The sequence below is a fragment of the Nonomuraea cavernae genome, from assembly GCF_040655715.1.
Lineage (GTDB): Bacteria > Actinomycetota > Actinomycetes > Streptosporangiales > Streptosporangiaceae > Nonomuraea > Nonomuraea cavernae_A.
Window position 1 is genome coordinate 120,235 of record NZ_JBFAKL010000014.1, and the last position, 26,257, is coordinate 146,491.

The following is a 26,257-nucleotide window of genomic DNA, read 5'->3' on the forward strand; positions in this document are numbered from 1 at the left end:
GAAACCAAGCGCGTACGTTCCGTCACTTCTCCTTTCGGACATATGCCCAGAAACAACCCTCTGTAGACAGCATATCGACGCTCTGTACGTGCACGGGTGATTTTCGTCGCATTCGCTGCGAAGCGCCCCAAGACCCCGCACAGCACGGACGACCCGGTCGAACGGGACGACGGCAACGACTGGCGGACCGGGACCGGACTCAGGCTTCGGACGGGGCGGCCGCTTGCGAGGCGGCCTCCGGCCCCTCGTTGAGGAGCACCTCGAACCCGGCCTCGTCGAGAATCGGCACTCCCAGGGTCACGGCCTTGTCGTACTTGGAGCCGGCGTTCTCCCCCGCCACCACGAACGAGGTCTTCTTCGAGACCGAGGAGGCGACCTTGCCACCCCGGCGGGTCAGCGCCTCGGCCGCCTGGTCCCGGGTGTAGCCGGACAGCGTGCCCGTCACCACGAACGTGAGGCCCTCAAGGGTCTGTGGCCCCTTGGCCGGCGCGGGCTCGTCCTCCATCCGCACGCCGGCCGCGCGCCAGCGGGTGATGATCTCGCGGTGCCAGTCGACCGCGAACCACTCACGGATCGTGGCGGCCACCCGGGGCCCGATGCCCTCGACTGCGGCCAGCTCCTCCTCGGAGGCGTTCATGATCGTGTCGATCGAGCGCATGGCGTCGGCCAGGGCTCGGGCCGTCGGCGGGCCGATGTGCCGGATGGACAGGGCGACCAGGACGCGCCAGAGCGGCACCTGCTTGGCCTCCTGTAGCTCCTGCATGAGGCCGAGCGCGTTCTGCGAGGGCTGGCCGTTGAGGTTGGAGAAGAAGGAGACGACCTTCTGCTCGCCCGTCTTCGGGTCGATCTTGGGCAGGCCGGTGTCCATGTCGCGGACCACCGACCTGATCGGGGTGAGCTGGTCGAGGGTCAGGTCGAACAGGTCGGCCTCGGTGCGCACGACGGGCTCCTGCGGCGGGAGCGGCTGGGTGAGCGCGGTGGCCGCGACGTAGCCGAGGCCGGCGATGTCGAGGGCGTAGCGCCCGGCCGCGAAGTAGAGGCGCTCGCGGATCTGCGCCGGGCAGCCGCGGGCGTTGGGGCAGCGCAGGTCGGCGTCGCCCTCCTTCTCGTAGGCCAGCTCCGTGCCGCACTCGGGACAGTGGGTCGGCATGACGAACTCGCGCTCGGAGCCGTCGCGCAGCGGCGTGACAGGCCCGACGATCTCCGGAATGACGTCGCCCGCCTTGCGCAGCACGACCGTGTCGCCGATCAGCACGCCCTTCTTGACCACGACGGCGGCGTTGTGCAGGGTGGCCCGCTCGACCGTCGAGCCGGCGACGGACACGGCCTCCAGCACCGCGTACGGCGTGACCCGGCCGGTGCGGCCGACGCCAACCTGGATGTCGAGCAGCTTGGTGTTGACCTCTTCGGGCGGATATTTGTAGGCGATCGCCCAGCGCGGAGCGCGCGAGGTGGAGCCCAGCTCCCGCTGCGTGCGGAAGTCATCGACCTTGACCACCACGCCGTCGATCTCGTAGGGCGGCTCGTGGCGGTGCACCCGGTAGTGCTCGATGAAGTCCTTGACCTCGGTGAGGTCGCCGACCACCCGGTAGAGGTCGCTGACCGGCAGGCCGAACTCACGCAGCCGCTCGTAGACCTCCGACTGCGCGCGTGGCTCGGTCGCGCCCTCCCAGACGCCGACGCCGTGCACGATCATGCGCAGCGGGCGCTGAGCGGTGACGCGCGGGTCCTTCTGCCGCAAGGTGCCGGCGGCGGAGTTGCGCGGATTGGCGAAGGGGGCCTTGCCCTGCTCGACCAGCTGCTCGTTGAGCTTCCTGAAGCCCTCGACCGGGATGTAGACCTCGCCACGCACCTCGACCAGGCTCGGGATGTCGTCACCGCGCAACCGGTGGGGCACGCCCTCTATGGTGCGGACGTTGGGCGTCACGTCGTCACCCGTGCGGCCGTCACCCCTGGTCGCGGCGCGCTCCAGCCGGCCGTCGCGATAGACGATCGCGATCGCCAGGCCGTCGATCTTGAGCTCGACCAGGTAGGGGCCGGGGTCGCCCTCGGCGAGCCGCTCGGCCCGGGCCTGCCAGCCGGCCATGTCGGCCTCGTTGAACGCGTTGTCGAGGCTCTCCATCCGGGCCAGGTGGTCGACCTTGGCGAACTCGCCCGCGACCGGCGCCCCCACCTTCTGCGTCGGCGAGTCGGGCGTCTGCAGCGACGGATGCGCCTCCTCCAGCGCCAGCAACTCCTGGAACCAGGCGTCGAACTGAGCGTCGCTGACCGTCGGCTGGTCGAGCACGTAGTAGCGCCAGCGAGCGTCCTCGACCAGCTCGCTCAGCTCGGCATGCCGCTTCAGCGCGGTCACCGGGACGCCCTCGACGCTTGGCTCGCTCACCCGGGGTCTCCTTCCTTCACACACCCTGAGAGAACGCTATCGCCGAGCACCGACAAGAACACCCCTGGTGGCGGCGTACGGAAGGAGGAGTTTCGCTCAGCCGCCCTGGGACCAGACGCCCTCCCAGGACGAGCAGGCGCCGGTGATCCTCTCGGAGGTGCCGCGGCACACCATGCCCTCGATCATGAGCACGTATCCCACCCCGACGGAGAAACCGGCCGGCTTGCTCCCGGAGCAGTTGCTGTAGGTCTTGGCCCCCTTGCCCCCGTCCTCCTTGACCCAGCGCAGCTTCAGCCACGAGCAGCCCGTCCGCCCCGGGAGGTCGTACAGCTTGCCGTTGACGACGAACCCCGGCCGGTCCTGGACGACCTTGCCCTTCGCCAGACCGGCCCGGTCGGCCGAGTAGATCGAGCCCCAGCTCCAGATCACCGGGTTGGCCGCGGCCCCAGCCGGAGCGGCGGCGGGGGCCGAGGTGGCGGCCGTGGCGGGAGCGGCGATCGACATGGACGCGACGAGCAAGGCGACGAGCAGGGTGACGACCGCCCCTGAAGTGCGAAGATTCATAGGAGGGAGGTTACTCATCCGGCCTGCGGCTCACGTGCGACTCGCCCTTCGACAGGGTCGTCCCTGAGCACCCGGGCGGCCTTCCGGCAGGCGGCCAGGGCGGCCCTGGCATAGCGGGGTGAGGCTCCGGCCAGCCCGCACGCCGGGGTGAGCACGACCTGCTCGGTGAGGCGTTCGGGCGCGAAGCCGAGCCGCCGCCACAGCTCCAGCGCCGGCTTGGCGACGACGCCCACGTCCGGCAGGCGGGTGTCGGTGCCCGGCACCACGCCCAGGAACAGCAGCAGCCCCGCCTCCAGGGCCTCCCCCACGGCGTCCTCGTCCCTGCGCCGCAGCAGCGAGGCGTCGACCGAGACACCACGCACCCCGGCCGTACGGAGCAGTTCGTAGGGCACCGCCGGCGCGCAGCAGTGCACGATCGGGTCGGGGAACAGGCGCAGTGACTCCGCCACCCGCCATCCTTCGACGGCGGCCAGCCGGCCGAAGCCCGACGCGGTCGGCACTGTACCGGCCAGCACGCCCGGCAGGCCGGGCTCGTCGAGCTGCAGCACGATCTCGGTGACGCCGGGCAGCCGCCTGCGCACCTCCTCGACGTGCTCGCGCACCCCCTGCTCCAGCGAGGCGATCAGATCGCGGACGGCTCCCTGGTCGGAGAGCATCTTGTCGCCGTGGCGCAGCTCGACGCCGGCCGCCAGCGTCCACGGGCCGCACACCTGCAGTTTGAGCGGCCCCGTGTAGGCGTGTCCGGTCTCCTCCAGCCCGTCGAGGTCGCGCCGGAGGTGGTCGGCGGCCCGCTGGTGATCGCGCCCGGGCCGGTCGGCCAGCCGCCAGCCGGACGGCTGCACCTCCGCGTACAGATCCACGAGCAGCGCCGCCGTCCTGCCCACCAGGTCGGCGCCGACGCCCCTCCCGGGCAGCTCCGGAAGGTACGGCAGGCCGGGCAACTCGCCGAACACCAGCCGCGCCGCCTCAAGATGATCCTGTCCCGGGTGCGAACCGACCCCGGTGGCCTCCCACGTCAACATGGGTCAAGCGTAGGCTCTCGTAGATGAAGCTCACGAAGTACGGCCACGCGTGCGTGCGGCTGGAGAAGGATGACAAGGTCCTGGTGCTCGACCCCGGGGCGTTCAGCGAGGGCCCCGTGCTCGACGGCGCCGACGCGGTGCTCATCACCCACGAGCACTTCGACCACGTTGACGTCGACCGCCTGAGGGCGGCCCCGGCCGGCCTGGAGGTGTGGACCTGCGAGGCGGTCGCCGCCCAGCTGGCCGGTCTTCCGGCCAAGATCCAGGTGGTGGAGCACGGCGACGAGTTCGAGGCGGCCGGGTTCGCGGTCAGGGTCTACGGCGAGTGGCACGCCAAGAACCACCCCGACATGTCCATCGTGCAGAACATCGGGTTCATGTTCGACGACGAGGTCTTCTATCCCGGCGACGCGCTCACGGTGCCCGACCGGAGGGTGCCGACGCTCCTCGTGCCCACCAACGCGCCGTGGCTGAAGCTGCTGGAGATGGTCGACTATCTCCGTACGATCCGCCCGGGCAGGGCCTTCTCCACCCATGACGGGCTGCTGAACGACATCGGGCTGTCGCTGGTCGACAGCTGGCTGAAGCTCGAGTCCGACCACCAGCGCGCCGACATGCGCAGGCTGGCCGTCGGCGACTCGATCACCCTGACCTGACGCCGGTCAGGCGGCGCGGGCGACGGCGGCGGAGCGGTCAGACCGCGTCGACGACGGTGGCGAGCGGTCAGACCGCGTGGGCCACGGTGGCGAGCGGTCAGACCGCGTGGGCCACGGTGGCGAGCGGTCAGGCCGCGTGGGCGATCGTGGCGGAGCCGATGACGGTCGAGCCCGAGTAGAGCACCGCCGCCTGACCCGCGGCCACCCCGCTGGCGGGCCGGTCGAGCTCGACGCGCAGCTCCCCGCCCGCCTCCTCCAACCGGCAGCCGTAGACCTCGCCGTGCGCGCGCAGCTGCACGGTGAGGTCGTCGAAGACGGACGGCCCGTTCCACACCGGACGCAGGCAGGTGATGGAGGTGACCTCCAGCGCCGAGCGAGGCCCGACGGTGACCGTGTTGGACACCGGCTCGATCGACAGCACGTAGCGCGGCCGGCCGTCGGCGGCGGGCCGGTCGATGCGCAGGCCCTTGCGCTGGCCGACGGTGAACCCGTGGGCGCCCTGGTGGCTGCCGACGACCTCGCCGGACTCGTCGAGGATCCGTCCCTCGGCCGAGCCGAGCCGTCCGGCCAGGAAGCCGCGCGTGTCGCCGTCGGCGATGAAGCAGATGTCGTGGCTGTCGGGCTTGTCGGCCACGGTCAGGCCACGGCGGGCGGCCTCCTCGCGCACCTCGGCCTTGGTCGAGTCGCCCAGCGGGAAGATCGCGTGGCTGAGCTGCTCGCGGGTGAGCACGCCCAGCACGTAGGACTGGTCCTTGCCTGGGTCGACGCTCCTGGACAGGACGCCGTCGACCAGCCTGGCGTGGTGACCGGTCGCCACGGCGTCGAACCCGAGCGCCAGGGCGCGGTCGAGCACCGCCGCGAACTTGATCTTCTCGTTGCACCGCAGGCACGGGTTGGGCGTGCGGCCGGCGGCGTATTCGGCGACGAAGTCCTCGATCACGTCGCGCTGGAAGCGCTCGGCCATGTCCCAGATGTAGAAGGGGATGCCGATCACGTCGGCGGCGCGCCGCGCGTCTCGCGAGTCTTCGACGGTGCAGCAGCCCCGGGCCCCCGTGCGGTGGGATTGGGGGTTGGCCGACAGGGCCAGATGCACACCGGTGACGTCGTGGCCGGCCTCGGCGATGCGGGCAGCGGCCACGGCTGAGTCGACGCCGCCCGACATGGCGGCAAGCACACGCAGTCCCATGACCATTCCAGAGTACTGTCCCGTTCGGGTGCGCTTCGCGCGGCGGCCCACCGGGGCGCGTGGGGGCTCCGAATCTGGAAGGATTCCTGGTTATGCGACTGTTCGGGCGCAAGGCAGAAAACACACCGGCCGGTGAGCCGGACAACGGCATCGCGGGATTCTGGACCTGGTGGCAGGAGACCAGGCCGCGGCTCGACTCGATGGTGGCCGCCGGCGACACCGACGGGTTGTCGGAGTGGCTCGCCCCGGCGGTGAGCGCGGTCCATCCGGATCTCGTCTGGGAGGTGGCTCCCGGCAGGAACGCGGCGCACGCGCTGGTGGTGACCGCCGCCGGCGACGCCGAGTTGCGCTCGCTGGCCCACCGCTGGGCCAGGGCGGCGCCGCCGGCCGACCTGCTGTGGGAGTTCCATCCGTCGCGTCAGGTCAACCCGAGGGCGCTGGAGCTCACGCTCGACGTGGGGGGCCACTCGTTCGGGCTGGACGGGCTCGTGCTGGGCCTGCGGGTGCCGAGGAGCACACCGCGGGTCGACGTGGCCGCCTACCATCCGATCTTCGGCGAGCTCGGCGCGGACGACCGGATGGAGGCCACGCTGCTCGCGCTCGACTGGCTGCTCGGCGAGGACGACGTGGCCCGCTGGGTCGGGGAGATCACCCCGGCCACGTTCGAGCCGATCGACTCCGTCGCCGCGACGCATCTGCCTGCCGTGGTCGCCGACCTGGCCTCGGGCTACGGCGAGGAGCAGTGGGCGTTGCTGGAGGGTCAGACGGCCGGCGGCGCGCCGCTCATCGCCACCGCCCGCTATCCGCTGCGGCCGGTCGACTACCCGTTGTTCGACCAGCACATCGCGATCACGCTGCCCTACTCCCACCGCGACGAGAACGGCCTGCCCGTCGGCGACTCGCTGACCGCGCTCCGCGACTTCGAGGAACGGCTCGCCACCCGGCTGCTCAAGCTGCGCGACGACGCCGTGCTGGCCGCCCACCTGAGCGCCGAGGGCCATCGGATCATCCACGTGTACGCCGACCCGACCGGAGACGCCGCCGTGCACGCCAAGGAATTGGTCGTGAGCTGGGAGGAGGGCGAGCCGCGGGTGGACGTGGTGGCCGACCCCGCCTGGACCGCGGTGGTGCCGTTCGTCAGCTGAGCCCGGCCCGGCGGGCCCGCTCGACGGCCGCCGGCAGCACCTCGATGAGGCGGTCGACGTCGTCGCGGGTCGAGGTGTGGCCGAGCGTGAACCTGAGCGAGCCCCTGGCCGCGGCCGGCTCGGCGCCCATGGCCAGCAGCACGTGTGACGGCTGCGCCACCCCGGCCGAGCAGGCGGAGCCGGTCGAGCACTCCACGCCCTTGGCGTCGAGCAGCATGAGCAGCGCGTCGCCCTCGCAGCCGGGGAAGGAGAAGTGCGCGTTGCCGGGCAGTCGGCCGACCGGGTCGCCGTTGAGCACCACACCGGGCACGGCCTGGCGTACGCGGTCGATGAGCTCGTCGCGCAGGGCCATCAGGCGGCGGCCCTGCTCCTCCTGCTCCTTGACCGCGACGCGCACCGCGGCGGCGAGCCCGGCGATGGCGGGCGCGTCGAGCGTGCCGGAGCGCACGTCGCGCTCCTGACCGCCGCCGTGCTGCACGGAGACCGGGGTCAGGCCCCTGGCCAGCAGCAGCGCCCCCACCCCCATCGGGCCGCCGATCTTGTGGCCGGTCACGGTGAGCGCGTCGGCGCCCGAATCGGCGAACGACACCGGGAGCTGGCCGATCGCCTGCACCGCGTCGGAGTGGAACGGCACGCCGTACTCGTGGGCGACCGCCGCCAGGGCGTGCACCGGCTGGACGGTGCCGACCTCGTTGTTGGCCCACATGACGCTGACCATGGCGACGTCGTCAGGGCCGGCCGCGATGGCCGCGCGCAGCGTGTCGGGATGCACTCGGCCGAGCTCGTCGACCTCAAGCAGCTCGACGCGGGCGCCCTGGCCGTCGGCCAGCCAGTGGGCGGGGTCGAGCGTGGCGTGATGCTCGACGGAGCTGATCAGCACTCGCGTGCGCGGAGCGCGCGCCCAGTAGAGACCCTTGATAGCGAGGTTGTCGGCCTCGGTGCCGCCCGAGGTGAACACCACCTCGCTGGGCCGGGCGCCGAGCGCGTCGGCGATGGTCTCGCGGGCCTCTTCGACGACTCTGCGCACCTGCCGTCCAGCCGCGTGCAGCGAGGACGCGTTGCCGACCCGGCCGAGTTGCTCCGTCATGGCCTCGATCGCCTCGGGAAGCATGGGCGTGGTCGCCGCGTGATCAAGATAGGCCGACGGTCTGCTCACCTGGTCAGGGTATCTCGTTTGCGACTGTACCGTCCGGACGGTACAGTCGAGCGCATGAGAAGGGACGAGTTGCTGGACGCCGCCGAGGAGATCCTCTGCGACCAGGGCTCGGCCGCGCTCACCCTGGCGGCGGTGGCCGACCGGGCCGGCGTGAGCAAGGGCGGCCTTCTCTACCACTTCAACAGCAAAGAAGCCCTGATCAAGGCCATGGCCGAGCGGCTCATCGACGACTTCGACCAGCTCATGGCCGAGCAGCCCGACGACACCTACACCGAGCGCTATCTCGGCGCCACCCTGGCCGCCGTGCGCTCCGGCCGGCTCCGAAGATGGGCCGTCGTCACCGGCGCGTCGGGCAACATCTACCTGCTCGCCCCGCTGCGCGAGGCGATGGCCCGCTGGCATCGCGAGGGCCTCGACGAGGAGCCCGACCGGCTGGCGTCACAGATCGTCCGGCTGGCCTGTGAGGGGCTCTGGGACGTCTCCAGCCACGACCCCGGCCTCAGCACCGAGGACGATCTCGTGGCCCTGGAGGCACGGCTCAGAAACCTCCTCAAACCCGAGGCCATGCCCTAGCGGCAGCCGTTCAAGTGACCAACATCACTCGGGCACACCGAGGCGTCCCGCCAGGCGAACGCCACCGGCGTCCCATCTGAGTCGCCGACGCGCCCGGGCGGGCGAACACGCGGCCGGGCGGCCGAGGCACTCCCGCGAGCCCGCCCACCGGACCCACCGTGACGCCCGGAAGCCGCGTTCCCGAAAGCGCACCCGCCCCACCTCCCACCGGACGCCACCGGACACCACCGGACACCACCGGACACGCACCGGCCCGCTGCTGCGCGCGGGCTGGGCGGCGAGCCGGCTTGCCGCGCCCCTGGGCGCGTGATCTCTGAAGATTCTCTGACTGTGAAAGGTACGACTGATGGCGCGCGATCTGCGAATTGCCCGTTACGGGGCGATTCTTACCTTCGTGATGGCCGGCCTGATGGTGGGCACGATGACGGTGCGCATCCCGGCGTTGAGCGACAAGCTGGGCCTGTCCGAGTCGTCTCTCGGGATCATCCTGCTGGCGTGGGGCCTCGGCGCGCTGGTGACCATGCAGGCCATGCGGCGGATCATGGCCCGCGCGGGCAGCAAGGCCGTCCTGCGGGTCGGCGGCCCGCTCACGGCGCTGGGCCTGGTGGGCGTGGCGTTCGCGCCGAACCTTCCGCTGCTGCTGGTCGCCGCGGCGTTCTTCGGCATGGCCTTCGGCGTGGTGGACATCGCGATGAACGCCCAGGGCTCCACCGTCGAGCGGGCCTATGGGCGCCCGCTGATGAACGGCATGCACGCGGGCTGGTGCGTCGGCGCCATCGCCGCCGGCGCGCTGGGCAGCGTGTCGATCGCCCTGGGCCTGTCGTTCACCGCGAACGTGGCGCTGGTCGGGCTGGTCTCCCTGCCCGCGATGGTCCTCATCGGCCGCGCGTACCTGCCTGAGGCCCCGGCGCCGCGGGCGGCGACGGCCGCTCGCCGGCGCATGCCGCCGATCGTGTACCTGCTCGGCGCGCTCATGTTCTTCGCCTTCATGGTCGAGGGCACCGTCGCCGACTGGAACGGCCTGTTCATGCGCGACGAACTGGGCGCGCCGGAGGCGCTGGCGGCGCTCGGCTACCCGGTCTTCGAGGCCGGCATGCTCGTCGCCCGGGTCACCGGTGACCGGCTGCGGTCGAGGTTCGGGGTGCGCGGGATGCTGACCGTCTCCGGGCTGGCCACGACCGGGTTCTTCCTGGTCGTGCTGGCCGCCCCCACGCCGCTGGTGGCGGTGTTCGCGATGTTCTTCGTCGGTCTGGGCGTGGCGACGATCTCGCCGATGACGCTGTCGCTGGCGGGCACCGTCACCGACAACCCCGGCCCGGCGATCGCCCAGGCGGGCGCGATGGGCTACGCGGGCCTGCTGCTCGGCCCGGTGGTGATCGGCTTCCTGTCGGACGTCACCTCGCTGCGCACGGCGCTCGGCATCGCGGTCCTCCTGGGCCTGCTGATCACGGTGGCGGCTCGCTTCCTGCCGCGTACGGAGCCCAGGACGATCGTCGTTCTGCCGCCACGGGACCGCGAGCCCGCCAAGATCGCCGCCTGACGGCGGCGGACCCCCGAGGAATGCCCGGGGGACGACTGGGAACGCCTGGGAACGCCTGGAAAACCCCTGGGGAACGCGAACGGCGCCGCACCGAAGAGGGTGCGACGCCGTTCGCGGGATGGGACTACTTGCGCTTGTCGACCTCTTCGGTGAGCTGCGGCACGACCTGGTGCAGGTCGCCCACGACGCCGTAGTCGGCGAGCTCGAAGATCGGCGCCTCGGGGTCCTTGTTGATCGCGACGATGGTCTTCGCGGTCTGCATGCCGGCCCGGTGCTGGATGGCGCCCGAGATGCCCGCGGCGATGTAGAGCTGCGGCGACACCGTCTTGCCCGTCTGGCCCACCTGGAACTGGTGGGGGTACCAGCCGGCGTCGGTGGCGGCCCGGGAGGCGCCCACGGCCGCGCCGAGCGCGTCGGCCAGGCCCTCGATGACCGAGAAGTTCTCGGCCGAGCCGACGCCGCGCCCGCCGGAGACCACGATGGCGGCCTCGGTCAGCTCGGGGCGCGCGCCCTTCTCCTGCTTGACGCGCTCGACGATCTTCGCCGCCTTCGCGCCGTCGCTCAGCGAGACGGACACCTCCTCCTCGGTGCCCGCGCCCGCGGCGGCCTCGGGGGCCGTGGAGTTGGGGCGGACGGCGACGATGGGTGTGCCCTTGCGCACCTTGGACTGGACGTTGACGCCGCCGCCGAAGATCGACTGGTCGGCGACGAAGCCCTCGCCGAGACCCACGGCGTCGGTGATGACACCGGAGTCGGTCTTGACCGCGAGGCGACCGGCGATCTCCTTGCCCTCGGCCGTGGCCGCCACGAGCACCGCGGCGGGCGACTTGGCCGCCACGAGCTGGGCCAGCAGCTCGGCCTTGGGCGCGACCACGTAGCCGACGATCTCCTCGGAGCCGGCCACGTAGATCTTCTCGGCGCCGTATTCGGCCAGCCTGGCCTTGGCGTCACCGGTGATGCCGGGACCGGCCCAGACCGCGGCCGGCGTGCCGAGCGAGCGCGCCAGGGTCAGCAGTTCGAGAGTGACTTTCTTGACCTCGCCGTCGACATGCTCAACGAGAACGAGAATTTCCGACATATCAGCAAAACCCCCGTTCTCAGATGAACTTCTTGGCGGCGAGGAAGTCGGCGGCCTTGGCGCCACCGTCGCCCTCGTCCTTGACGATCGTGCCGGCCGCGCGCGGCGGGGCCGCGGCGAAGTCGACGACCTCGGACCAGGCGGCGCCGAGGCCCACCTGGTCGGCCGCGATCTCGGCGTCGGCGATGGCCAGCGTCTCGACCGGCTTCTTCTTGGCCGCCATGATGCCCTTGAAGGACGGGTAGCGCGGCTCGTTGATCTTCTCCACCACGGAGACGATCGCGGGCAGCGTGGCCTCGACCTTGTCGAACCCGTAGTCGGTCAGCCGCTGGACGCTGATCGAGGAGCCGTCGACGTCGACCTTGTTGACCAGCGTGAGCTGCGGGGTGCCGAGCCGCTCGGCCAGCATCGCCGGCAGCACGCCGGTGCGGGCGTCGGTGGACTCCGAACCGAGGATGACCAGGTCGAACCCGATCTTCTTCAGCACCTGGGCCATCGCGTAGGAGGTGGACAGCGCGTCGGAGCCGTGCAGGGCCTCGTCGCTGAGGTGCACCGCCTTGTCGGCGCCCATGGCCAGGGCCTTGCGGATGGTCTCGGTGGCTCGGCCCGGCCCCATGGACAGGACGGTCACCTCACCGCCGTGGGCCTCCTTGAGCTTCAGGGCCTCCTCGACCGCGTACTCGTCAAGCTCGTTGACCACGCCGTCTACGGCGTCGCGGTCGAGCGTCTTGTCATCGGACCGCAGCTTACGCTCGGTCGCCGTATCGGGGACCTGCTTCACGCAGACGACGATGTTCATGGCCGGTGGCCGACCTCCCGTGTTCGCGTGCGCCACCACGTTCGGTGGACGCCGGATGCATGCTGTCCAGAGTGCCAGGTGCCCCGTGAGGTCAGTGACAGCGGGTGGCGTCAAGGCTCAACGGGCCTCCCACGGACATATTACTCACGAGTAGCTTAGGCGCGAACACGCAGCTGCGGGCCGCGCCAGAGCAGCACCGCTTACACCATACCGAGCTTTATTCCGCAGCCCGTCCACGCCCCCCTCGCTGCGTGTGATCAGGCCGACAACAGGAACACCACGCTCACCACCAGCGCGGTGCCGGCGAACAGTGCCAGCGTGAACGTGCTGAGGACCGCGCTGAGCCCCAGGCAGATCCCGACCGACCCGGCGATGCCCGCGAGGTCGACGACCATCCTGGAGGTGCGGTGCGGGCGGCGGGAGAACAGCGCCACCCCCGCGTCGCCCACCACCACCAGCGCGTAGGCCGCGAGCAGGAAGAGCGCCACCTCGGGCAGCGGCTGCCAGGCGGCCGCGGCCAGCAGGGACACGAACAGCCCCGAGCCGATCACCCAGCGCCTGCGCACCTTCTCGCGGTGACGCGCCCTCGACTCCTCGACCGAGCGGCGATGCTGGTCACCCGGCCGCCACTCGCGGGTCGACAGGTGGTGCACGTCCTCGTGCCGGCGCCGCGAAGGCCTGGCGACCGGAGGTAAGGCGCGGCCGGCGTGCGGCGCTCGCACGACGCCCAGCCGGGCGCAGATCTGCGCGGCCGTCGGCCGCGCGGCCGGATCGGTGGCCAGGCACTCGCGCAACAGCGGCGCCAGCCACTCCGGCGCGCCCTCCAGGTCGGGCTCGTGGTGAACGACCCGGTAGGCGACCGCCGACACCGGCCCCAGCCCGTACGGCTGACGCCCCGTCGCCGCGTAGGCCAGCGTGGCGCCGAACGAGAACACGTCGGCCTCGGCGCCAGCCGCCCTGCCCTCCAGCACCTCGGGCGCCAGGTAGCCGGGGGTGCCGACCACCGCCCCCGAGGCGGTGACGGAGAGCGAGTCGAGCGCGCTGGCGATGCCGAAGTCGATGACCACGGGCTCGCCCTCGGTCATCATCACGTTGGCCGGCTTGAGGTCGCGGTGCACGACGCCCGCCTCGTGCACGGCGAGCAGCGCGTCGGCCAGCCCGGCGGCCAGCAGTCGCAGGTCGGCCACGGGCACCGGGACCGCGCTGAGCGGCCGGCCCTGGATGTAGCGGGTGACCAGGAAGGGGCTGGTCCCGTCGAGTGAGGCGTCGAGCACCTCGGCCACGTGCGGCCCCTCGACCCGGCGCATGGTCTCCACCTCGCGGCCCAGCCGGGCCAGCGCGCCGGCGTCGGCCGCCACATGCGGGTGCAGCACCTTGACCGCGACCGTGCGCCCCTCGGGGTCGAGCGCCAGGTGCACCTCGCCGAAACCGCCCGCGCCCAGCCGGGAGAGCAACTGGTAGGGGCCGAGACGCTCGCTCATACCCCTTAGTTTCCCCTCAGGAGCTCGCTCGGACACTCAGGACCAGGGTGACAGGAAACCCAGCCCCACCCGCTGCAGCAGGTCGTCGATCAGGCCGGTGATCAACCCGATCGTGCTGTCCTGGGCGGTTCGGGCCAGCTCCTTGATCGCGGACTCGGGAGCCCGCCAGGGCACCCACGACGTCTCCTGGCCCATCGCGAACATCACCGCGAGCAGCGCGATGGTGCCCACGCTCAGCAATGCGACCGTGGCGGCGCCGGGACTGCGCAGGACGCCCGTCAGCGTGCGGGTGACCGCCTTACGCGGCGCCCCGCCACCCGGCAGGACGAACAGCCCCGCGGTGAAGGCGCCCGCGGCCCAGGCGGCGGCGTCGTTGACGCTCATGCCCCCGCCCCAGCGCAGCACGCCCCACACGCAGACGCCGAACAGGATCGACAGCGGCACGTGCACCAGCATCACCAGCGACGCCTTGACCAGCGCCCATGGAGTGCCGACCAGCGCGAGGAGCGGGTCGGCGGCGCTGCTGCCGCGCACCTTGCGCCGCTCGACCAGGTCGCCGAAGAGGTATTCGCCCACGCGCAGCACCAGCGCCAGCGCGACGGCCACCGCGCCGACCGCGACCGGCAGCATGACCGTCAGCGCGACCAGCGCGACCAGCAGCAGCGCGCCGATGAGCTGGCTGCCCGCCGGATAGCGCCGGCGCTCGGCCGGCGGTGAGTAGGGACGTGGCTGGGCGTCCGGCTGGTGCCGCCGCTGTGCCGCAGGCGCGGGCGCGGGCGGCGGGCGGTAACCGGGCTGCGGCGCCGGGTAGCCCGCGACCCGCTGGTCGGGGCGTGGCGCGGGGGGCCGGGCCGGCATCGGCGCCGGGACGTAGGGCGGCGGCCGCTCCTCTCGGGGCCTCGGCCGGTCGTACTCGACGGGCGGCAGCAGGTCGGAGAACGTCTCCATGGCGCGGGTCCGGGACGGCAGCTTCTTGGTGCCGTCGGGCGGGGTCTCGTGGAACGAGGTGACCGACGGGTCGAGCGCCCTGGCCATCCGCAGCAGCTCCTGGGCGCTGGGCCGGGCCGCCGGCTCGACGTCGAGCGCGCGGGAGAGCCACCCGCGCAGCCAGGCCGGCGCCTTGTCGAGCTGGGCGCGGCCTTCCATGATGTTGAAGCAGACCGCCTCGAACGTGCCGGTGCCGAACGGCGGCGCGCCCGTCGCGGCGAAGAACACCGTCGAGGCCAGCGCGTGCACGTCGGCCGCCTGGGTGATCTCCGAGTCGCGGATGATCTCGGGCGCCAGATAGCCCGGCGTGCCGACGAACATCCCCGTCTGGGTCAGCCGGGTGGCGTTGACCAGGTGGGCGATGCCGAAGTCGATGACCAGCGGCTCACCGTCGACCAGCATGACGTTGGACGGCTTGAAGTCGCGGTGGATCACCTCAGCGGCGTGGATCGCGACCAGCGCCTGGCACAGCCCCTGGGTCAGTCTGATGACCTCGCGCGCCTGCAGCGTGCCGTCGGTCAGCACGGTCTCCTCGAGCGTGCGGCCGGGGGCGAAGCGGGTCACGACGTAGGGCTGGCCGCCGACGAGCTCGGCGTCGAGCACCTCGGCCACGTGCGGGCTGCGCACCCGGCGCATGGTCTCGACCTCGCGCGTCAGCCGGTCGCGGGCCTTGAGGTCGGCGGCGACGTGTGGGTGCAGCACCTTGACGGCGACCTCGCGGCCCTCGGAGTCGAGGCCGAGGTGGACGACTCCCATGCCGCCCTCGCCGATCTTGCGGACCAGGCGATAGGGGCCGAGCCGCTCTGGCGCCTGGGTGTTGCCGGTGCTCATCGCCACCTTCCCCGCGTCATCCCCCGGTGTCCCCCTTCAGTCCGTTGAGTTGCTGCACCACAGGCCCGACGTCCAGCGGAGTCCATACGGCCCTCCTCGCGTTGTCCCCGAACGTGCCGTAGGCGAAGAGCAGCGAGAGGGCGGCCACCGCCGCCAGAACTCCCGCGAGCACCATCGCACCTGTTCTCGAGGGTACGAGTGATGACAGCGATCTGCGCATCTGCCTGCCCGGCCCCTCGACTCCCGGGCCCGCGCAGACGGTCCACAGCGCCACCGCCGCCCCCCAGGCCAGAGCATTGTACGGGTCGGCGCCGAGGACCACGGTGAGCAGCAGCGTCACCGGCAGGCCGAGGATGAGCGCGTAGAGGACCAGGGCGAGCGTGATGCCGACCGACTTGGCCAGGGCCCGCGGGTAGGCGAACACCCGCACCACGTCGAGGGCCGCGGCGCCGGTCGGGCGGCGCGCGTTGAGGTCGGTCTGGGCCAGGTCGGCCGCGCGCAGCAGCACCACGACGGGGATCGCCAGCACGGCCACCAGGATCGGCGCCATGACGGCGGCCACGATCAGGATGATCAGCAGCATCGCGCCCGCCACCCCGTAGGCCCTGGAACGCTGCAGGGTCTGCCCCGGGCGCACGCCCGGAATGAACGGCTCGCGCTTGGTCCGCGGGTCGGGTGGATACTGCGGCTGCGCCGGGATGTAGGGAGGCGGCGGCTGCTGGACCGGACGCTGCGCGGGCTGCGGCGACACCGGATTGCCCCGGCCGTATTCGGGCAGGTCGGGCCGGACGCGCCGGGTGGGCACGTCGAGCGACTCTGGCGGGTCAGGTCGCACGCGCCAGGTGGGCACGTCGAGCGACTCTGGCGAGTCGGGCCGCACGCGCCGGGTGGGCACATCGGGCGACTCAGACGTGTCAGGGCGCACCCGACGGGTGGGCACGTCGGCCTCCGGCGAGAGCGGCTGCTGCCCGTGGTCGTTGACCTGCGACGGGACCTGCCACGGCTGTGACGGGCCGCTCTCGCGCTGCACCTGGCGCAGCTCCTCGGGCGTGACCCGGCGGGTCGGCCACGGGTCGCCGCCGCTCTGCTCGTGCAGCAGCGAGATGTACGGCTGGTCCGGCGGCCCCTGGCCCTGGCCGGGACCCGGCTGGGCGGGACCAGGCTGGGCGGGACCAGGCTGGGCCGGGCGCTGCTGGTCGGAGACAGGCGGACCCTGGTTGAGCAGGCTCTGCGGCGGAGTCAGGCTGGGCGGCGGCGTGAAGCGGCCGTCGTGGCCGTCGACGAGCCGCCTCGGCGTCATGGGCGGCGTCGAGATGTCGTAGGCCGGCTTGTCCGCGAGCGGCTGCGGCGCCCCCGGCTCGGGCCGGTCGGGGCGCGGCACGGTGGAGATCTCGTCGGGCACATCGCCCCGCTGCAGGGGGAGCATCCGGGCGGTCTGCTCGGCCAGCTCCGCCGCCTTGGGGCGCTTGGCCGGGTTGCGCTGGAAGGCGGCCTTGAGCAGCGGCTGCAGGGCCGCGGGAGCCGCGCTGACGTCGGCCTTGCCCGCGGTGATGTTGTAGAAGATCATCTCCAGCGTGCCCTTGCCGAAGGGCGGCTGGCCGGTGCCGGCGTAGAGCAGGGTGCCCGCCCAGGCGTGGACGTCGACCTCGGGCCCCGCCTCCTGCCCCTCGATGATCTCGGGGGCGAGGTAGCCGGGGGTGCCGATGAACATGCCGGTCTGGGTCAGCCGGGTCGCGTCGACCGCCTGGGCGATGCCGAAGTCGATGAGAACGGGATCGCCGTCGAGGATGAGCACGTTGCCGGGCTTGAGGTCGCGGTGGATGACGCCGACGGAGTGGACGGCGGCCAGCGCCGTCGCCACGCCATACGCGATCTTGACCAGCGCCGGGAGGTCGAGCGGGCCGTCGTCCTTGATGATCTCGTCGAGCGGACGGCCGGGGACGTAACGCGTGACGATGTACGGGCGATGACCCGTCACGTCGGCGTCGAGCACTTCGGCGATGTATTTGCTGCGGACCCGGCGCATGGTCTCGACCTCGCGCGAGAGCCGCCGCCTGGCGACCTCGTCACCGGCGACCTCCGCGCGCAGGACCTTGACCGCCACCTGCCGGCCCGCAGGGTCGACGGCCAGGTGGACGACACCCATGCCGCCTTCGCCGAGCCGCCTGAGCAGCCGGTAAGGGCCGAGTCGGTCATCGTTCATGGCATGAAGCACCATATCGGCTTAATCCCCGCCCACGAGATGAACCATGAGGCCACATTCCCACTCGTACAACGTCCAGATCGGGGCCATCGGTTTCCCCATCCACGGTCTCAAATTGGCCACGACTCGAGCTCTCGCGCTCAGGTCGCCAGGGTCAGCACCTCCGCGCCCTTCAGCCGTGCCAGCGCGGCACCGGAGACGGCGAGCTTGGATCGCCGCAGGCCGCTGCCGATGACCACCCTGGCGTGCTCGGCGACGTTGGTGTCGACGAGGATCGGCCAGTCGCCGGGCAGGCCGATCGGGGTGATGCCGCCGTATTCCATGCCGGTGAGCTCCACGGCCCGCTCCATCGGGGCGAAGCTCGTCTTGCGCGCGTCGAGATGCCGGCGCACCACGCCGTTGACGTCGACCCGCATCGTCGCCAGCACCATGCAGGCGGCGTAGCGCGTCTCGCCGCCCCGCCTGGCGGCGACGACCACGCAGTTGGCCGACTCGTCGAGACCGACGCCGTAGCGCTCGCAGAACGCCGCCGTGTCGGCCAGCTCGGGGGCGATCTCGGCCACCTCCACGGTGTCGTCGAGCAGGCCGATGGCCTGTGCCACCGGCTCGGCCAGCAGGTCGGCCCGCTCGGTCGCGGGCCCCCAGTGCAACGTCATCCCATCTCCTCGCTCGCTCTCCCAGGACCCTATGCCGGTCACGGGAGTGGCGGGCATGACGTCACGAGGAGTGCATCACCCGTTCGTGCAGCTGGGTGACGGCACTGCGAGCCGACTCCATGGATCCCGCCTGCCAGGCGATCAGGTGGGTGAGCCAGTCGCCCGCGAAGTAGACCCTTCCGCTGGGACGTTGCAGAAGAGTGAAGGACGAATCAATGACCGGCCAGCGCACCCAGCCGCCCTGGATGTGCTCCTGGCGATCCCAGGCGATCGAGACGCTCGACAGCAGGCCGGTGCGGTACTTCTCGCCGTGGATCTTCTTGCCCTGGGTGAGGGCGCGGCCCCTGCGGTCCTCCGGGGTGAGCGCGCCGTACAGCTCGGCCTGCTCGGCGATGTTGTAGTAGCCGACCAGCAGGCCGCGCTCGGCGTGGTAGTCGTGGGACGGGTACCAGATGTGCGTGATGTCGAGGTCGGTCTCGGTGATGCCGCCGTAGATCCGGTCTTCGAGCTCCCACCAGCGGGTGCCGTACTCCAGGCCCATCTTGCCGGTGGCGGTCGGCACGGGCGTGTTGAGCGCGGCGGTGATCTGGGGGCCCAGGTTGTGCGGGATCCGGGCGAGCAGGTGGGGCGGGAGGGCGGCGACGCAGTAGTCGGCCTTGATCCGGCCGCCGTCCCAGGTGACCTCGACGCCGTCGTCCAGCGTGGTGATGCCGGTGACGCGGGCGCCGGTCCTGATCCGGTCCTGGCCCACGGCCTCGGCCAGCTTGGTGACGATCGCGTCCATGCCGCCGACCGGCTGGAACATCGGCGTGGCCTGCTCGTGGCCGAAGTCGTTGGTGATCGCGCGGCCGGTGCCTGCGGCGAGGACCTCGCGCAGGGAGCCGGGCAGGGCAATGGGGATGCCGGTGTCGAGTCCCGGATATTTCACGAAACCGCGCCGGGGCGAGCCGTCGTAGTCGAGCTTGGCGCCCAGGTCGCCGAACCTGCGCAGGAAGTCGAGGAGCCGTTCCCGGTCGTCCTTGGTCAGCTTCCGGTCGAGTGCGCCGGTATCTGTCGCTTTAGCGAGCAGTTCGGCGACATATCCGTACATGTCGGCTCGGGCGGTACGGGCCCGCACGGTCCGCCCGTTCGTGTGCACGTACGCCTGCGCGTTGTTGTTGACGAAGGTCTCGATCGGGATGCCCAGTTCCCGGCAGTAGTCCATGGCGAGCATCCACGGCGCGAGCCGGGCCGGACCGGCGTTGAAGTACACGCCCTCCCCGAACGTGACCTCCTGAGCCGGGCCGTTCAGCTCCGTCAGCCGGTCGCCGCCGCGCAGCGTCAGGTTGCGGCCCCCGGCCTTGGGCCTCGCCTCCAGCAGCGTGCAGTCGTAGCCGGCCTTGCCCAGCTCGTAGGCCGCGGTCAGCCCGGCCACCCCGGCGCCGAGGATCACCACCGTGGACGCCGCCCTGCCGCGCAGCGAGAAGTCACCCGCCCTGGGCGGGTCGAACGTCTTGTCCTGCTCGGCCGGCGCCAGGCCGAGGGCGCCCATGGCGGCGTACATCGCGCCCGCGCCGCCGACCGCCCCGATCCCGACGAGCAGCCCTCGCCGGGTCAGCACAGCCCCTTCCATCACCGCACCTCCTGTGGCCTGTCAGCCGTAGGGACCACTGCCACAGGCGACCTGGCCGCCGATCGTGGCGAAGATCCCCAACAGCGCCATGATCTGGGTGAAGTCGTCGGTGGTGAACTCGATGTGCCGGGCTCCGGCCGTCTTCACGCCGGGGACGAGCGCCACGGCGGCCGCGATGGCGGTCGAGTTCCACTCCACCCCCAGCGTGTACGGCGGAGCCAACCGATAGGGCGTGAAGTCGGTCAACCGGTTGAGCGCCCTGACCATGCCCTCACGGATTCGGCCCTGGGCGACGCTCGGCGGCAGCAGCTCGGCCGAGAACTTGTCGATCCCCTTCTTGACCGCCACGGTCTCGACGTCGCCGAGCAGCTCGCGCGCCTCCTCGCCGACGGCCTCGTCCCCGGTCACCAGCACGACCGGCACCCCGTGGAACCCGGCGCAGGCCGCGACCAGCCGGGTCTCACCGCACACCTCGCCGTTCAGGTAGACGTTCTGGATCTCCTTGCCCATCCAGGTGTGGTTGAGCACGCCATGCGGCACGCCCGCGCGGGCGTGGTAGCCCACGAAACCCGCCGCCTGGAACGACCCGTCGACTCCCTGGGCCATCCGCTGGGCCTTGCCCGGGCCGCGGATCAGGGTGGCGCGCGGGTCGAGCAGGTCGATCCGCAGGTTCTTGGTCGAGCCGTGCGCGTCGTTGACCAGCACCGTGCCCGCCCCGGCGGCGAACGCGCCTTCGACGGCGGCGTTGGCGTCGGCGGTCATGAGCTCGCAGCCCCGGTCGTAGCCGCGCTTGCCGGCGTGCATCTCCTCGGGGTCGGTGAGCCCGGTAACGCCCTCCATGTCGACCGACAGGTAGACCTTCATCGTCCCCGCTCCCATCGCCGCCGCTCCCATCGCCCACGCTCCCCGGTCACGAGCCCCACGTCTCCACCCGGCGCCGCTCGTCGTCCGTCATGAACCCGACCTTCGCCGCCATGAACGCCGCCGCCTGGTCGCGCCACGCGGCCGGAATCTCGTCGATCGCGGGCGGGTAGCAGTGGTCGAGCCAGCCGGTGGACTCCTCGCTGACGTCGAAGTACTCGAGCGTCTTGGCGAACAGAGTGTGTTCGATGCCGGGCACCCGCGCCAGGCCGTACTCGATCATCTCCTGGCCGCCGTAGGGCGGCGGCTTGAACCACTTGCGGGCCGGCGCGCGGTCGGCGGTGATGGGCGTGTCGAGCGGGCGCCGCTCGACGGCGGCCTGGATCAGCTCCTTGTACAGGCACTTGCCACACTCGCGGCACGGGCCGTCGGTGCCGCGCAGGCACCACCGGACGTGCTCCTTGAGGTCGGAGCCGAGCGCCAGCCGCATGGTGACGGCCTCGCTCACGCCGCCGACCGGCAGCACGATGTGCATCCCGGCGGACGCGAACAGCCGCCCCCACCTCCCGTGCGGCGCCCACAGGTCGTTGTCGGGCGTGTAGCGGTGCAGGTAGCGGCCGCCGCCGAGCCAGCGCGAGCCCATCTCGTAGCCGAACCCGAGCCCGCCCAGGTCGAGCCGGTCGGCCAGGAGCAGCGCGCCGGCCGCCACGGCGTGGTGCTCGGGGTAGCCGGGCCGGGGCTCGGCCAGGGTGTATTCCAGGTCGGACTCGACGATCGTGAGCTCCCGGCCGGTCCGCCGGGCCAGCTTGGCCAGCACGTCGGAGCGGTAGTGCGGCCACCGGTTGGGCACCCGGCGGTGCGGCACGCGCCGGAAGTGCACGAACGGGGCCTCGGGATAGACGCTCGCGGCGGCCACCGAGTCGGCCCCGCCGCTGTAGGAGATGGCCAGCCTGGCTCCGTCGGGCCGGGGCTCGGCGCCCACGGGCCCGGCCTCGACCCCCCAGCCGTCGTGCAGCGCGGCGGCCACCTCGGCCGAGATGGCCCGGTCGAAGGTGATCCGCCTGCGAGTCCAGGGGGCCACGACGGTCCACGCGGCGACGGCGAACAGGTCGGGGTGCGCGTCGGCCGGCGCGCCGGAGATGACGCACGAGTTGGTCGCCAGCTTGACGGGGTGCCCGTCGGAGGCGTGGCCGGTGATCTCGTCCTCGGCGCCGAGGCGGAATGTCAGCTCGCCGCCCGTCCACGTCACACGCACGGCCGCTCCCGCGACAGGGGGGCGCCCTGCTCGGCCGGGCCGGCGGGCGCGAGGCGGGACCGGAGGTCGTCGATGGCCTGCCAGACGAGGACCTCGTTCTGCAGGACGCCGTCCAGGGCCTTGGCGGTCTCCTGGGCGAGGCGGTGCGTGTCGTCGATCCTGGCCTTGCCGGGTGACGGGCCGGCGGGGCGCGCCTTGGCGTTGCGCAGGCGTTCGACCTCGGCCTGCAGGGTCACCACCTCGCGGCGGAGGGTCTTCACCTCCCAGAGCGCGTCCCTGATGTCCTGACGGTGATCCGCTATGGAGATGTAGCGGGAGTCGAACCACGTGCGCACGGCCTTACGCAGCCGCGCGGGGACCAGGACGCGCATCATGAGACGCCACCATAGTGGCAAACTCCCCCTTGTAATGACGGAGTCCCCGAACGGCAACCAAGCGCTATAAATCCAGTCAGCTCATGCTTTTATGTCCTCATCCAAACCGGGTGTCGACGAGCCGTCAGCGGCCGGTGAACGTGGGCTTGGACTTCTCCGCGAAGGCGGTCATGCCGATCTTGGCGTCGTCGGTGGCGAAGAGGCCGGAGAAGTGGAGGCGCTCGATCTCCAGGCCGGTGTCGAGATCGGCCTCCAGCCCCCGGTCCACCGCCTGCTTGGCCGCGCGCAGGGCCATCGCGGGCCCGCCCGCGAAGGTGGCCGCCCATTCCAGGGCGGCCTTGTGCACCTCGGCGTCGGGCACCACCCGGTCGACCAGGCCGATGGCGAGCGCCTCGGCCGCCGTGACGTGGCGGCCGCTGAAGATGAGGTCCTTGGCCCGGGCCGGGCCGATCAGGCGGGGCAGCCGCTGGGTGCCGCCCGCGCCGGGGATGATGCCGAGCTGGATCTCCGGTTGGCCGAGCTTGGCCGACTCGCCGGCCAGCCGGAAGTCGGCGCACAGGGCGAGCTCGCAGCCGCCGCCCAGCGCGTAGCCGGTGATGGCGGCGATGACCGGCTTGCCGATGCGGGCCACGGCGGTGAAGCAGTCCTGGAGGGTGCGGGAGTGGAGTGACATGTCGGCGTAGGACATGCCGGCCATCTCCTTGATGTCGGCCCCCGCCGAGAAGACGCGCTCGCCGCCGTAGACGACCACCGCGCGCACGCCGGGATCGGCGTCGACCTCGCGGGCCGCCTCTCCGATCTCCCGCTGGACCTGAGCGTTGAGAGCGTTCATCTTCGGACGATCGAGCCTGATGGTGGCGATCTGGTCAACTGTCTCTACGCGTACGAACTCACCCATGGTCGGAACATTACAAGAGCACCTCGACACGACGCGGGCGGCGTACCAGGTCCATCAGACCGGCCCGCGCCGGTCGCCGGTCACGAGCGACGGCAGGTGTCCACCAGGGGGCGTCAACTGCTGAAAAAAACCTTCGTAAAGGTCTCGTCGAGGAAGGAAAATGTTGAGACGCTGACTGCTGTCACGCCCCCCAGCAGTCAAGGAGCGGTACATGCGCAGAGCGTTGACGATCGCGGTTGTCGCCTGCCTCCCCTTAGTCAGCCTCACCGCCGCGACCTCCTCGGCGCGAGCCGCCGAGCCCGGCGACCGGCAGCAGGCGTTCGCGGCCGCGGCCGCGGAGTTCAAGGTGCCGGAGAGCGTGCTGCTCGGCGTCTCCTACCTGGAGTCACGCTGGGACGCGCACGCCGGGCAGCCGAGCAACAACGCCGGCTTCGGCCCCATGCACCTGACCGACGCGGCGGCCTACACCGGGTCCAACCACCACGATCCCGACGAGGAGGATCCGCGCGGCGACGACAGCCGCCCGGCGGCCGGGCCCGCCGCGACTCCCGCCCCGGCGGAGCTCCCCTCCTCGCTGCGGACCATGGAGAAGGCCGCCGAACTCACCGGCGAGACACGCGAGACGCTGCGCTCGGACGCCGCCGCCAACATCAGGGGCGGCGCGGCGCTGCTCGCCGACCACCAGAAGGCGCTCGGCGCGCCGCTGAGCGACGATCCCGGCGAGTGGTACGGCGCCGTCGCCAAGTACTCCGGCGCCGAGGAGGCCGAGGCGGCCAAGGCGTTCGCTGACGAGGTCTACGCCACGATCGAGGCCGGCGAGGAGCGGGTCACCGACGACGGGCAGCGGGTCAGGCTGGCCCCCGTCCCCCGCCTCGGCAGGGTCGAGAAGTGGCTGGAGAAGCTGGGCCTGCGCCACGCCCGCCGGGACGGCGTGGAGTGCCCCCCGACGATCTCCTGTGAGTGGATCCCGGCGGGCTACGCGGAGCTGCCGGGCGGCGGCTACGGCAACCACGACCTGGCCGACCGGCCGAAGTCCCAGAAGATCGACTACATCGTCATCCACGACATGGAGGGCTACTTCGGCCCGTCGATCGGCCTGGTGGAGAACCCCGCCTACCGGGCCAGCTGGCACTACTCGCTGCGCTCCACCGACGGGCACATCGCCCAGCACATCAAGACCAGGCACGTGGGCTGGCAGGCCGGCAACTGGTACGTCAACGCCAAGTCCGTCGGCCTGGAGCACGAGGGATTCCTGGCCGAGGGCCACACCTGGTACACCGAGGCGATGTACCGCACGTCGGCCAAGCTCGTGCGCTACCTGGCGCTGCGCCACGGCGTGCCGCTCGACCGGGCGCACATCATCGGCCACGACAACGTGCCCGGCACCATCCCCAGCACGGTCCGCGGCATGCACGAGGACCCGGGCCCGTTCTGGGACTGGGCGCACTACATGAAGCTGCTCGGCGCGCCCCTTCACCCGTTCGGCGGCCCGAACTCCGGCAGCGTCATGATCAGACCCGACTTCGCGACCAACAAGCCGTACTTCTACGGCTGCGACCGCAAGAACCCGGAGGCCGCCTGCCCGCCGCTCCCCGCGCACACCGTGTGGCTGCGCACCGAGCCGCGCGCGGACGCGCCGCTGGTCAAGGACATCGGCAAGCACCCCACCGGCGAGTCCCTCTACAGCGTGTACGACCACAGCGCGCGGGCCAGCACCGGCCAGCGCTTCGCGGTGGCCGGCCGCCAGGGCGACTGGACGGCGATCTGGTATCTCGGCCAGAAGGCGTGGTTCCACAACCCGGCCGCCGCGCCGACCGCCGTCCCGTCGATGGGGCTCGTGGTGACGCCCAGGCCCGGCCTGGAGACGGTCCCTGTGTACGGCAGGGCCTACCCGGAGCAGGAGGCCTACCCCGAGGGCATCCCCTACCAGGCGATCACCCCGCTGCAGTACACGTTCGCGGCGGGCGAGAAGTACACGCTGTCCGGACCCGCGGCGGCGGAGTACTACCGGGCCGTCACCTTCGACCCGGCCGGCCACACCGTGGTCCGGGGCAAGACGAGGTATCTGCAGATCCAGTTCGGGCACCGGATCATGTTCGTCAAGGCTGACGACGTGCGGGTGATGTTCGCCGGGTGAACTCCTTGACGGCGCGCCTGGTGCTCTGCAGCGCCTCCTGGGAGGAGTCGAACGTGCGCTGGGCGACGCCGACGAACACGCAGTCGACCACGAGGAGCTGGCTGATGCGGCTGGCCAGGGCGCCGGGACGGAACTCCGTCTCGCGCCCGGCCGAGATCAGCACGTGCTCGGCCAGCTCCGCGATGGACGAGCGGGGGTTGTTGGTGATCGCGACCGTGGTCGCGCCGGCCTCCCCCGCCCTCGTCAGCGGCTCGATCACGTCGGGCGTCTCACCCGACGTGCTGATGCCGATCGCCACGTCGCCGGGCTTGAGCAGCACGGCGCTGGTCAGCGCCAGGTGGGCGTCCTGGAAGGCGTGGCTGGACAGCCCGATGCGCAGCAGCTTCTGGGCCACGTCCTCGGCGACCAGGCCGGAGGCGCCCACCCCGTAGGCGTCGATCCGCCTGGCCGCGGTGATGGCGTCGACGACCAGGCCGAGCCGCTCGGAGGTGAGCTGGGCGACCGTGTCGTTGATGGCCTCGGACTCGGCCCTGGCGACCTTCTGGATGACCTCGGACAGCGGGTCGTCGGGGGCCAGGTCGCCGGGCACCAGCCGGTCGGGCTGGGCCGCCGCCGCGGCCAGCGCCAGCCGGAGCTGGGGATAGCCGGCGAAGCCCAGCAGCCTGGCCGTCCGCACGATCGTGGCCTCGCTGGTGCCGGACGCGGCGGACAGCTCGGTGATGGTGCTCCGCGCCACCGTCGCGGGATCTTCGAGGATCAGGCGGGCGACGGTCTGCGCGGCGGGCGTCAATGACGGCAGCACACCTCGGACCGTGGCCACCAGATTGTCGGCCCGCAGGCCGTTGCCGCTGTCGTCCACG

General features: G+C 71.8%; 22 protein-coding genes. 5 read left to right on the forward strand and 17 right to left on the reverse strand.

Annotation, left to right across the window (positions count from 1 at the left end; all coding sequences use genetic code 11):
• Positions 1–199: 199 nt before the first annotated feature.
• The 3 genes from ligA to AB0I38_RS21625 form a co-directional block, all read right to left on the reverse strand.
• On the reverse strand, positions 200–2,383 hold the full coding sequence (gene ligA / locus AB0I38_RS21615; RefSeq protein ID WP_358470632.1) for an NAD-dependent DNA ligase LigA: 2,184 nt from the start codon (positions 2,381–2,383) through the stop codon (positions 200–202).
• A 96-nt stretch (positions 2,384–2,479) separates the two neighbouring features.
• Entirely contained in the window at positions 2,480–2,947 is a 468-nt protein-coding gene (locus tag AB0I38_RS21620; RefSeq protein ID WP_358470636.1) for a hypothetical protein, read from the reverse strand.
• A gap of 14 nt (positions 2,948–2,961) precedes the next feature.
• Positions 2,962–3,969 (reverse strand): methionine synthase, encoded by a 1,008-nt coding sequence (locus AB0I38_RS21625; RefSeq protein ID WP_358470639.1) that lies wholly within the window; start codon positions 3,967–3,969, stop codon positions 2,962–2,964.
• Positions 3,970–3,992: 23 nt separating this feature from the next.
• On the opposite strand from AB0I38_RS21625, the gene AB0I38_RS21630 reads away from it, so the two are divergent.
• Entirely contained in the window at positions 3,993–4,625 is a 633-nt protein-coding gene (locus AB0I38_RS21630; protein ID WP_358470642.1) for an MBL fold metallo-hydrolase, read from the forward strand.
• Positions 4,626–4,752: 127 nt separating this feature from the next.
• On the opposite strand, the gene mnmA is transcribed toward AB0I38_RS21630, so the two are convergent.
• Positions 4,753–5,811, reverse strand: a complete 1,059-nt coding sequence (mnmA, locus tag AB0I38_RS21635; protein ID WP_358470645.1) for a tRNA 2-thiouridine(34) synthase MnmA — start codon at positions 5,809–5,811, stop codon at positions 4,753–4,755.
• 92 nt (positions 5,812–5,903) lie between these two features.
• Here mnmA and AB0I38_RS21640 point away from each other — a divergent pair, with 92 nt between their 5' ends.
• Positions 5,904–6,956 (forward strand): DUF695 domain-containing protein, encoded by a 1,053-nt coding sequence (locus AB0I38_RS21640; RefSeq protein WP_358470649.1) that lies wholly within the window; start codon positions 5,904–5,906, stop codon positions 6,954–6,956.
• Here the strand turns inward: AB0I38_RS21640 and AB0I38_RS21645 are convergent.
• The gene (locus AB0I38_RS21645; RefSeq protein WP_358470651.1) at positions 6,949–8,112 is read right to left on the reverse strand and encodes a cysteine desulfurase family protein; all 1,164 of its coding nucleotides are present in this window, start codon (positions 8,110–8,112) and stop codon (positions 6,949–6,951) included. The two genes, AB0I38_RS21640 and AB0I38_RS21645, sit on opposite strands and share 8 nt — an antisense overlap.
• Positions 8,113–8,166: 54 nt before the next feature.
• On the opposite strand from AB0I38_RS21645, the gene AB0I38_RS21650 reads away from it, so the two are divergent.
• Together AB0I38_RS21650 and AB0I38_RS21655 are read left to right on the forward strand one after the other, a co-directional pair.
• Positions 8,167–8,685 carry a TetR/AcrR family transcriptional regulator gene (locus tag AB0I38_RS21650; RefSeq protein ID WP_358470654.1) on the forward strand — a complete coding sequence of 173 codons (519 nt, stop codon included), beginning with the start codon at positions 8,167–8,169 and terminating at the stop codon, positions 8,683–8,685.
• A 346-nt stretch (positions 8,686–9,031) separates the two neighbouring features.
• Positions 9,032–10,225 (forward strand): MFS transporter, encoded by a 1,194-nt coding sequence (locus AB0I38_RS21655; protein WP_358470657.1) that lies wholly within the window; start codon positions 9,032–9,034, stop codon positions 10,223–10,225.
• Positions 10,226–10,349: 124 nt separating this feature from the next.
• Here AB0I38_RS21655 and AB0I38_RS21660 read toward each other — a convergent pair whose 3' ends face one another.
• From AB0I38_RS21660 to AB0I38_RS21710, 11 genes are all read right to left on the reverse strand, one after another.
• A complete protein-coding gene (locus tag AB0I38_RS21660) occupies positions 10,350–11,303 on the reverse strand; it encodes an electron transfer flavoprotein subunit alpha/FixB family protein (protein ID WP_358470660.1) in 954 nt (317 codons plus the stop codon).
• Between the two features lie 19 nt (positions 11,304–11,322).
• Entirely contained in the window at positions 11,323–12,102 is a 780-nt protein-coding gene (locus AB0I38_RS21665; protein WP_358470663.1) for an electron transfer flavoprotein subunit beta/FixA family protein, read from the reverse strand.
• Between the two features lie 257 nt (positions 12,103–12,359).
• Entirely contained in the window at positions 12,360–13,583 is a 1,224-nt protein-coding gene (locus AB0I38_RS21670; protein WP_358470666.1) for a serine/threonine-protein kinase, read from the reverse strand.
• A 36-nt stretch (positions 13,584–13,619) separates the two neighbouring features.
• The gene (locus tag AB0I38_RS21675; RefSeq protein WP_358470669.1) at positions 13,620–15,401 is read right to left on the reverse strand and encodes a serine/threonine-protein kinase; all 1,782 of its coding nucleotides are present in this window, start codon (positions 15,399–15,401) and stop codon (positions 13,620–13,622) included.
• 16 nt (positions 15,402–15,417) lie between these two features.
• Positions 15,418–17,604 carry a serine/threonine-protein kinase gene (locus AB0I38_RS21680; RefSeq protein WP_358470672.1) on the reverse strand — a complete coding sequence of 729 codons (2,187 nt, stop codon included), beginning with the start codon at positions 17,602–17,604 and terminating at the stop codon, positions 15,418–15,420.
• 140 nt (positions 17,605–17,744) lie between these two features.
• Positions 17,745–18,260 (reverse strand): YbaK/EbsC family protein, encoded by a 516-nt coding sequence (locus tag AB0I38_RS21685; RefSeq protein ID WP_358470675.1) that lies wholly within the window; start codon positions 18,258–18,260, stop codon positions 17,745–17,747.
• A 61-nt stretch (positions 18,261–18,321) separates the two neighbouring features.
• A complete protein-coding gene (locus tag AB0I38_RS21690) occupies positions 18,322–19,872 on the reverse strand; it encodes a flavin monoamine oxidase family protein (protein WP_358470854.1) in 1,551 nt (516 codons plus the stop codon).
• Between the two features lie 21 nt (positions 19,873–19,893).
• A complete protein-coding gene (locus AB0I38_RS21695) occupies positions 19,894–20,766 on the reverse strand; it encodes a M55 family metallopeptidase (RefSeq protein ID WP_358470678.1) in 873 nt (290 codons plus the stop codon).
• A gap of 16 nt (positions 20,767–20,782) precedes the next feature.
• On the reverse strand, positions 20,783–21,988 hold the full coding sequence (locus AB0I38_RS21700) for a DUF6395 domain-containing protein (RefSeq protein ID WP_358470681.1): 1,206 nt from the start codon (positions 21,986–21,988) through the stop codon (positions 20,783–20,785).
• Positions 21,979–22,362: a hypothetical protein gene (locus AB0I38_RS21705; protein ID WP_358470684.1), complete on the reverse strand. Its 384-nt coding sequence runs from the start codon at positions 22,360–22,362 to the stop codon at positions 21,979–21,981. The genes AB0I38_RS21700 and AB0I38_RS21705 overlap by 10 nt, the downstream gene beginning before the upstream one ends.
• Before the next feature lie 124 nt (positions 22,363–22,486).
• Positions 22,487–23,260 carry an enoyl-CoA hydratase/isomerase family protein gene (locus AB0I38_RS21710; RefSeq protein WP_358470687.1) on the reverse strand — a complete coding sequence of 258 codons (774 nt, stop codon included), beginning with the start codon at positions 23,258–23,260 and terminating at the stop codon, positions 22,487–22,489.
• 211 nt (positions 23,261–23,471) lie between these two features.
• Here AB0I38_RS21710 and AB0I38_RS21715 point away from each other — a divergent pair, with 211 nt between their 5' ends.
• Positions 23,472–25,397: an N-acetylmuramoyl-L-alanine amidase gene (locus AB0I38_RS21715; protein WP_358470690.1), complete on the forward strand. Its 1,926-nt coding sequence runs from the start codon at positions 23,472–23,474 to the stop codon at positions 25,395–25,397.
• Here AB0I38_RS21715 and AB0I38_RS21720 read toward each other — a convergent pair.
• The gene (locus tag AB0I38_RS21720) at positions 25,360–26,256 is read right to left on the reverse strand and encodes a MurR/RpiR family transcriptional regulator (protein ID WP_358470693.1); all 897 of its coding nucleotides are present in this window, start codon (positions 26,254–26,256) and stop codon (positions 25,360–25,362) included. The two genes, AB0I38_RS21715 and AB0I38_RS21720, sit on opposite strands and share 38 nt — an antisense overlap.
• Position 26,257 lies beyond the last annotated feature (1 nt).

What these genes read in the sequence shown, in the direction of transcription:
- AB0I38_RS21710 (WP_358470687.1), bottom strand. Translation starts at nt 23,260, where the DNA reads ATGGGTGAGTTCGTACGCGTAGAGACAGTTGACCAGATCGCCACCATC.
- AB0I38_RS21695 (WP_358470678.1), bottom strand. Translation starts at nt 20,766, where the DNA reads ATGGGAGCGGCGGCGATGGGAGCGGGGACGATGAAGGTCTACCTGTCG.
- AB0I38_RS21660 (WP_358470660.1), bottom strand. Translation starts at nt 11,303, where the DNA reads ATGTCGGAAATTCTCGTTCTCGTTGAGCATGTCGACGGCGAGGTCAAG.
- AB0I38_RS21640 (WP_358470649.1), top strand. Translation starts at nt 5,904, where the DNA reads ATGCGACTGTTCGGGCGCAAGGCAGAAAACACACCGGCCGGTGAGCCG.
- AB0I38_RS21650 (WP_358470654.1), top strand. Translation starts at nt 8,167, where the DNA reads ATGAGAAGGGACGAGTTGCTGGACGCCGCCGAGGAGATCCTCTGCGAC.
- AB0I38_RS21690 (WP_358470854.1), bottom strand. Translation starts at nt 19,872, where the DNA reads ATGGAAGGGGCTGTGCTGACCCGGCGAGGGCTGCTCGTCGGGATCGGG.
- AB0I38_RS21670 (WP_358470666.1), bottom strand. Translation starts at nt 13,583, where the DNA reads ATGAGCGAGCGTCTCGGCCCCTACCAGTTGCTCTCCCGGCTGGGCGCG.
- AB0I38_RS21685 (WP_358470675.1), bottom strand. Translation starts at nt 18,260, where the DNA reads ATGACGTTGCACTGGGGGCCCGCGACCGAGCGGGCCGACCTGCTGGCC.
- AB0I38_RS21630 (WP_358470642.1), top strand. Translation starts at nt 3,993, where the DNA reads ATGAAGCTCACGAAGTACGGCCACGCGTGCGTGCGGCTGGAGAAGGAT.
- AB0I38_RS21665 (WP_358470663.1), bottom strand. Translation starts at nt 12,102, where the DNA reads ATGAACATCGTCGTCTGCGTGAAGCAGGTCCCCGATACGGCGACCGAG.
- AB0I38_RS21625 (WP_358470639.1), bottom strand. Translation starts at nt 3,969, where the DNA reads ATGTTGACGTGGGAGGCCACCGGGGTCGGTTCGCACCCGGGACAGGAT.
- AB0I38_RS21675 (WP_358470669.1), bottom strand. Translation starts at nt 15,401, where the DNA reads ATGAGCACCGGCAACACCCAGGCGCCAGAGCGGCTCGGCCCCTATCGC.
- AB0I38_RS21620 (WP_358470636.1), bottom strand. Translation starts at nt 2,947, where the DNA reads ATGAATCTTCGCACTTCAGGGGCGGTCGTCACCCTGCTCGTCGCCTTG.
- AB0I38_RS21655 (WP_358470657.1), top strand. Translation starts at nt 9,032, where the DNA reads ATGGCGCGCGATCTGCGAATTGCCCGTTACGGGGCGATTCTTACCTTC.
- mnmA (WP_358470645.1), bottom strand. Translation starts at nt 5,811, where the DNA reads ATGGGACTGCGTGTGCTTGCCGCCATGTCGGGCGGCGTCGACTCAGCC.
- AB0I38_RS21705 (WP_358470684.1), bottom strand. Translation starts at nt 22,362, where the DNA reads ATGATGCGCGTCCTGGTCCCCGCGCGGCTGCGTAAGGCCGTGCGCACG.
- AB0I38_RS21680 (WP_358470672.1), bottom strand. Translation starts at nt 17,604, where the DNA reads ATGAACGATGACCGACTCGGCCCTTACCGGCTGCTCAGGCGGCTCGGC.
- AB0I38_RS21715 (WP_358470690.1), top strand. Translation starts at nt 23,472, where the DNA reads ATGCGCAGAGCGTTGACGATCGCGGTTGTCGCCTGCCTCCCCTTAGTC.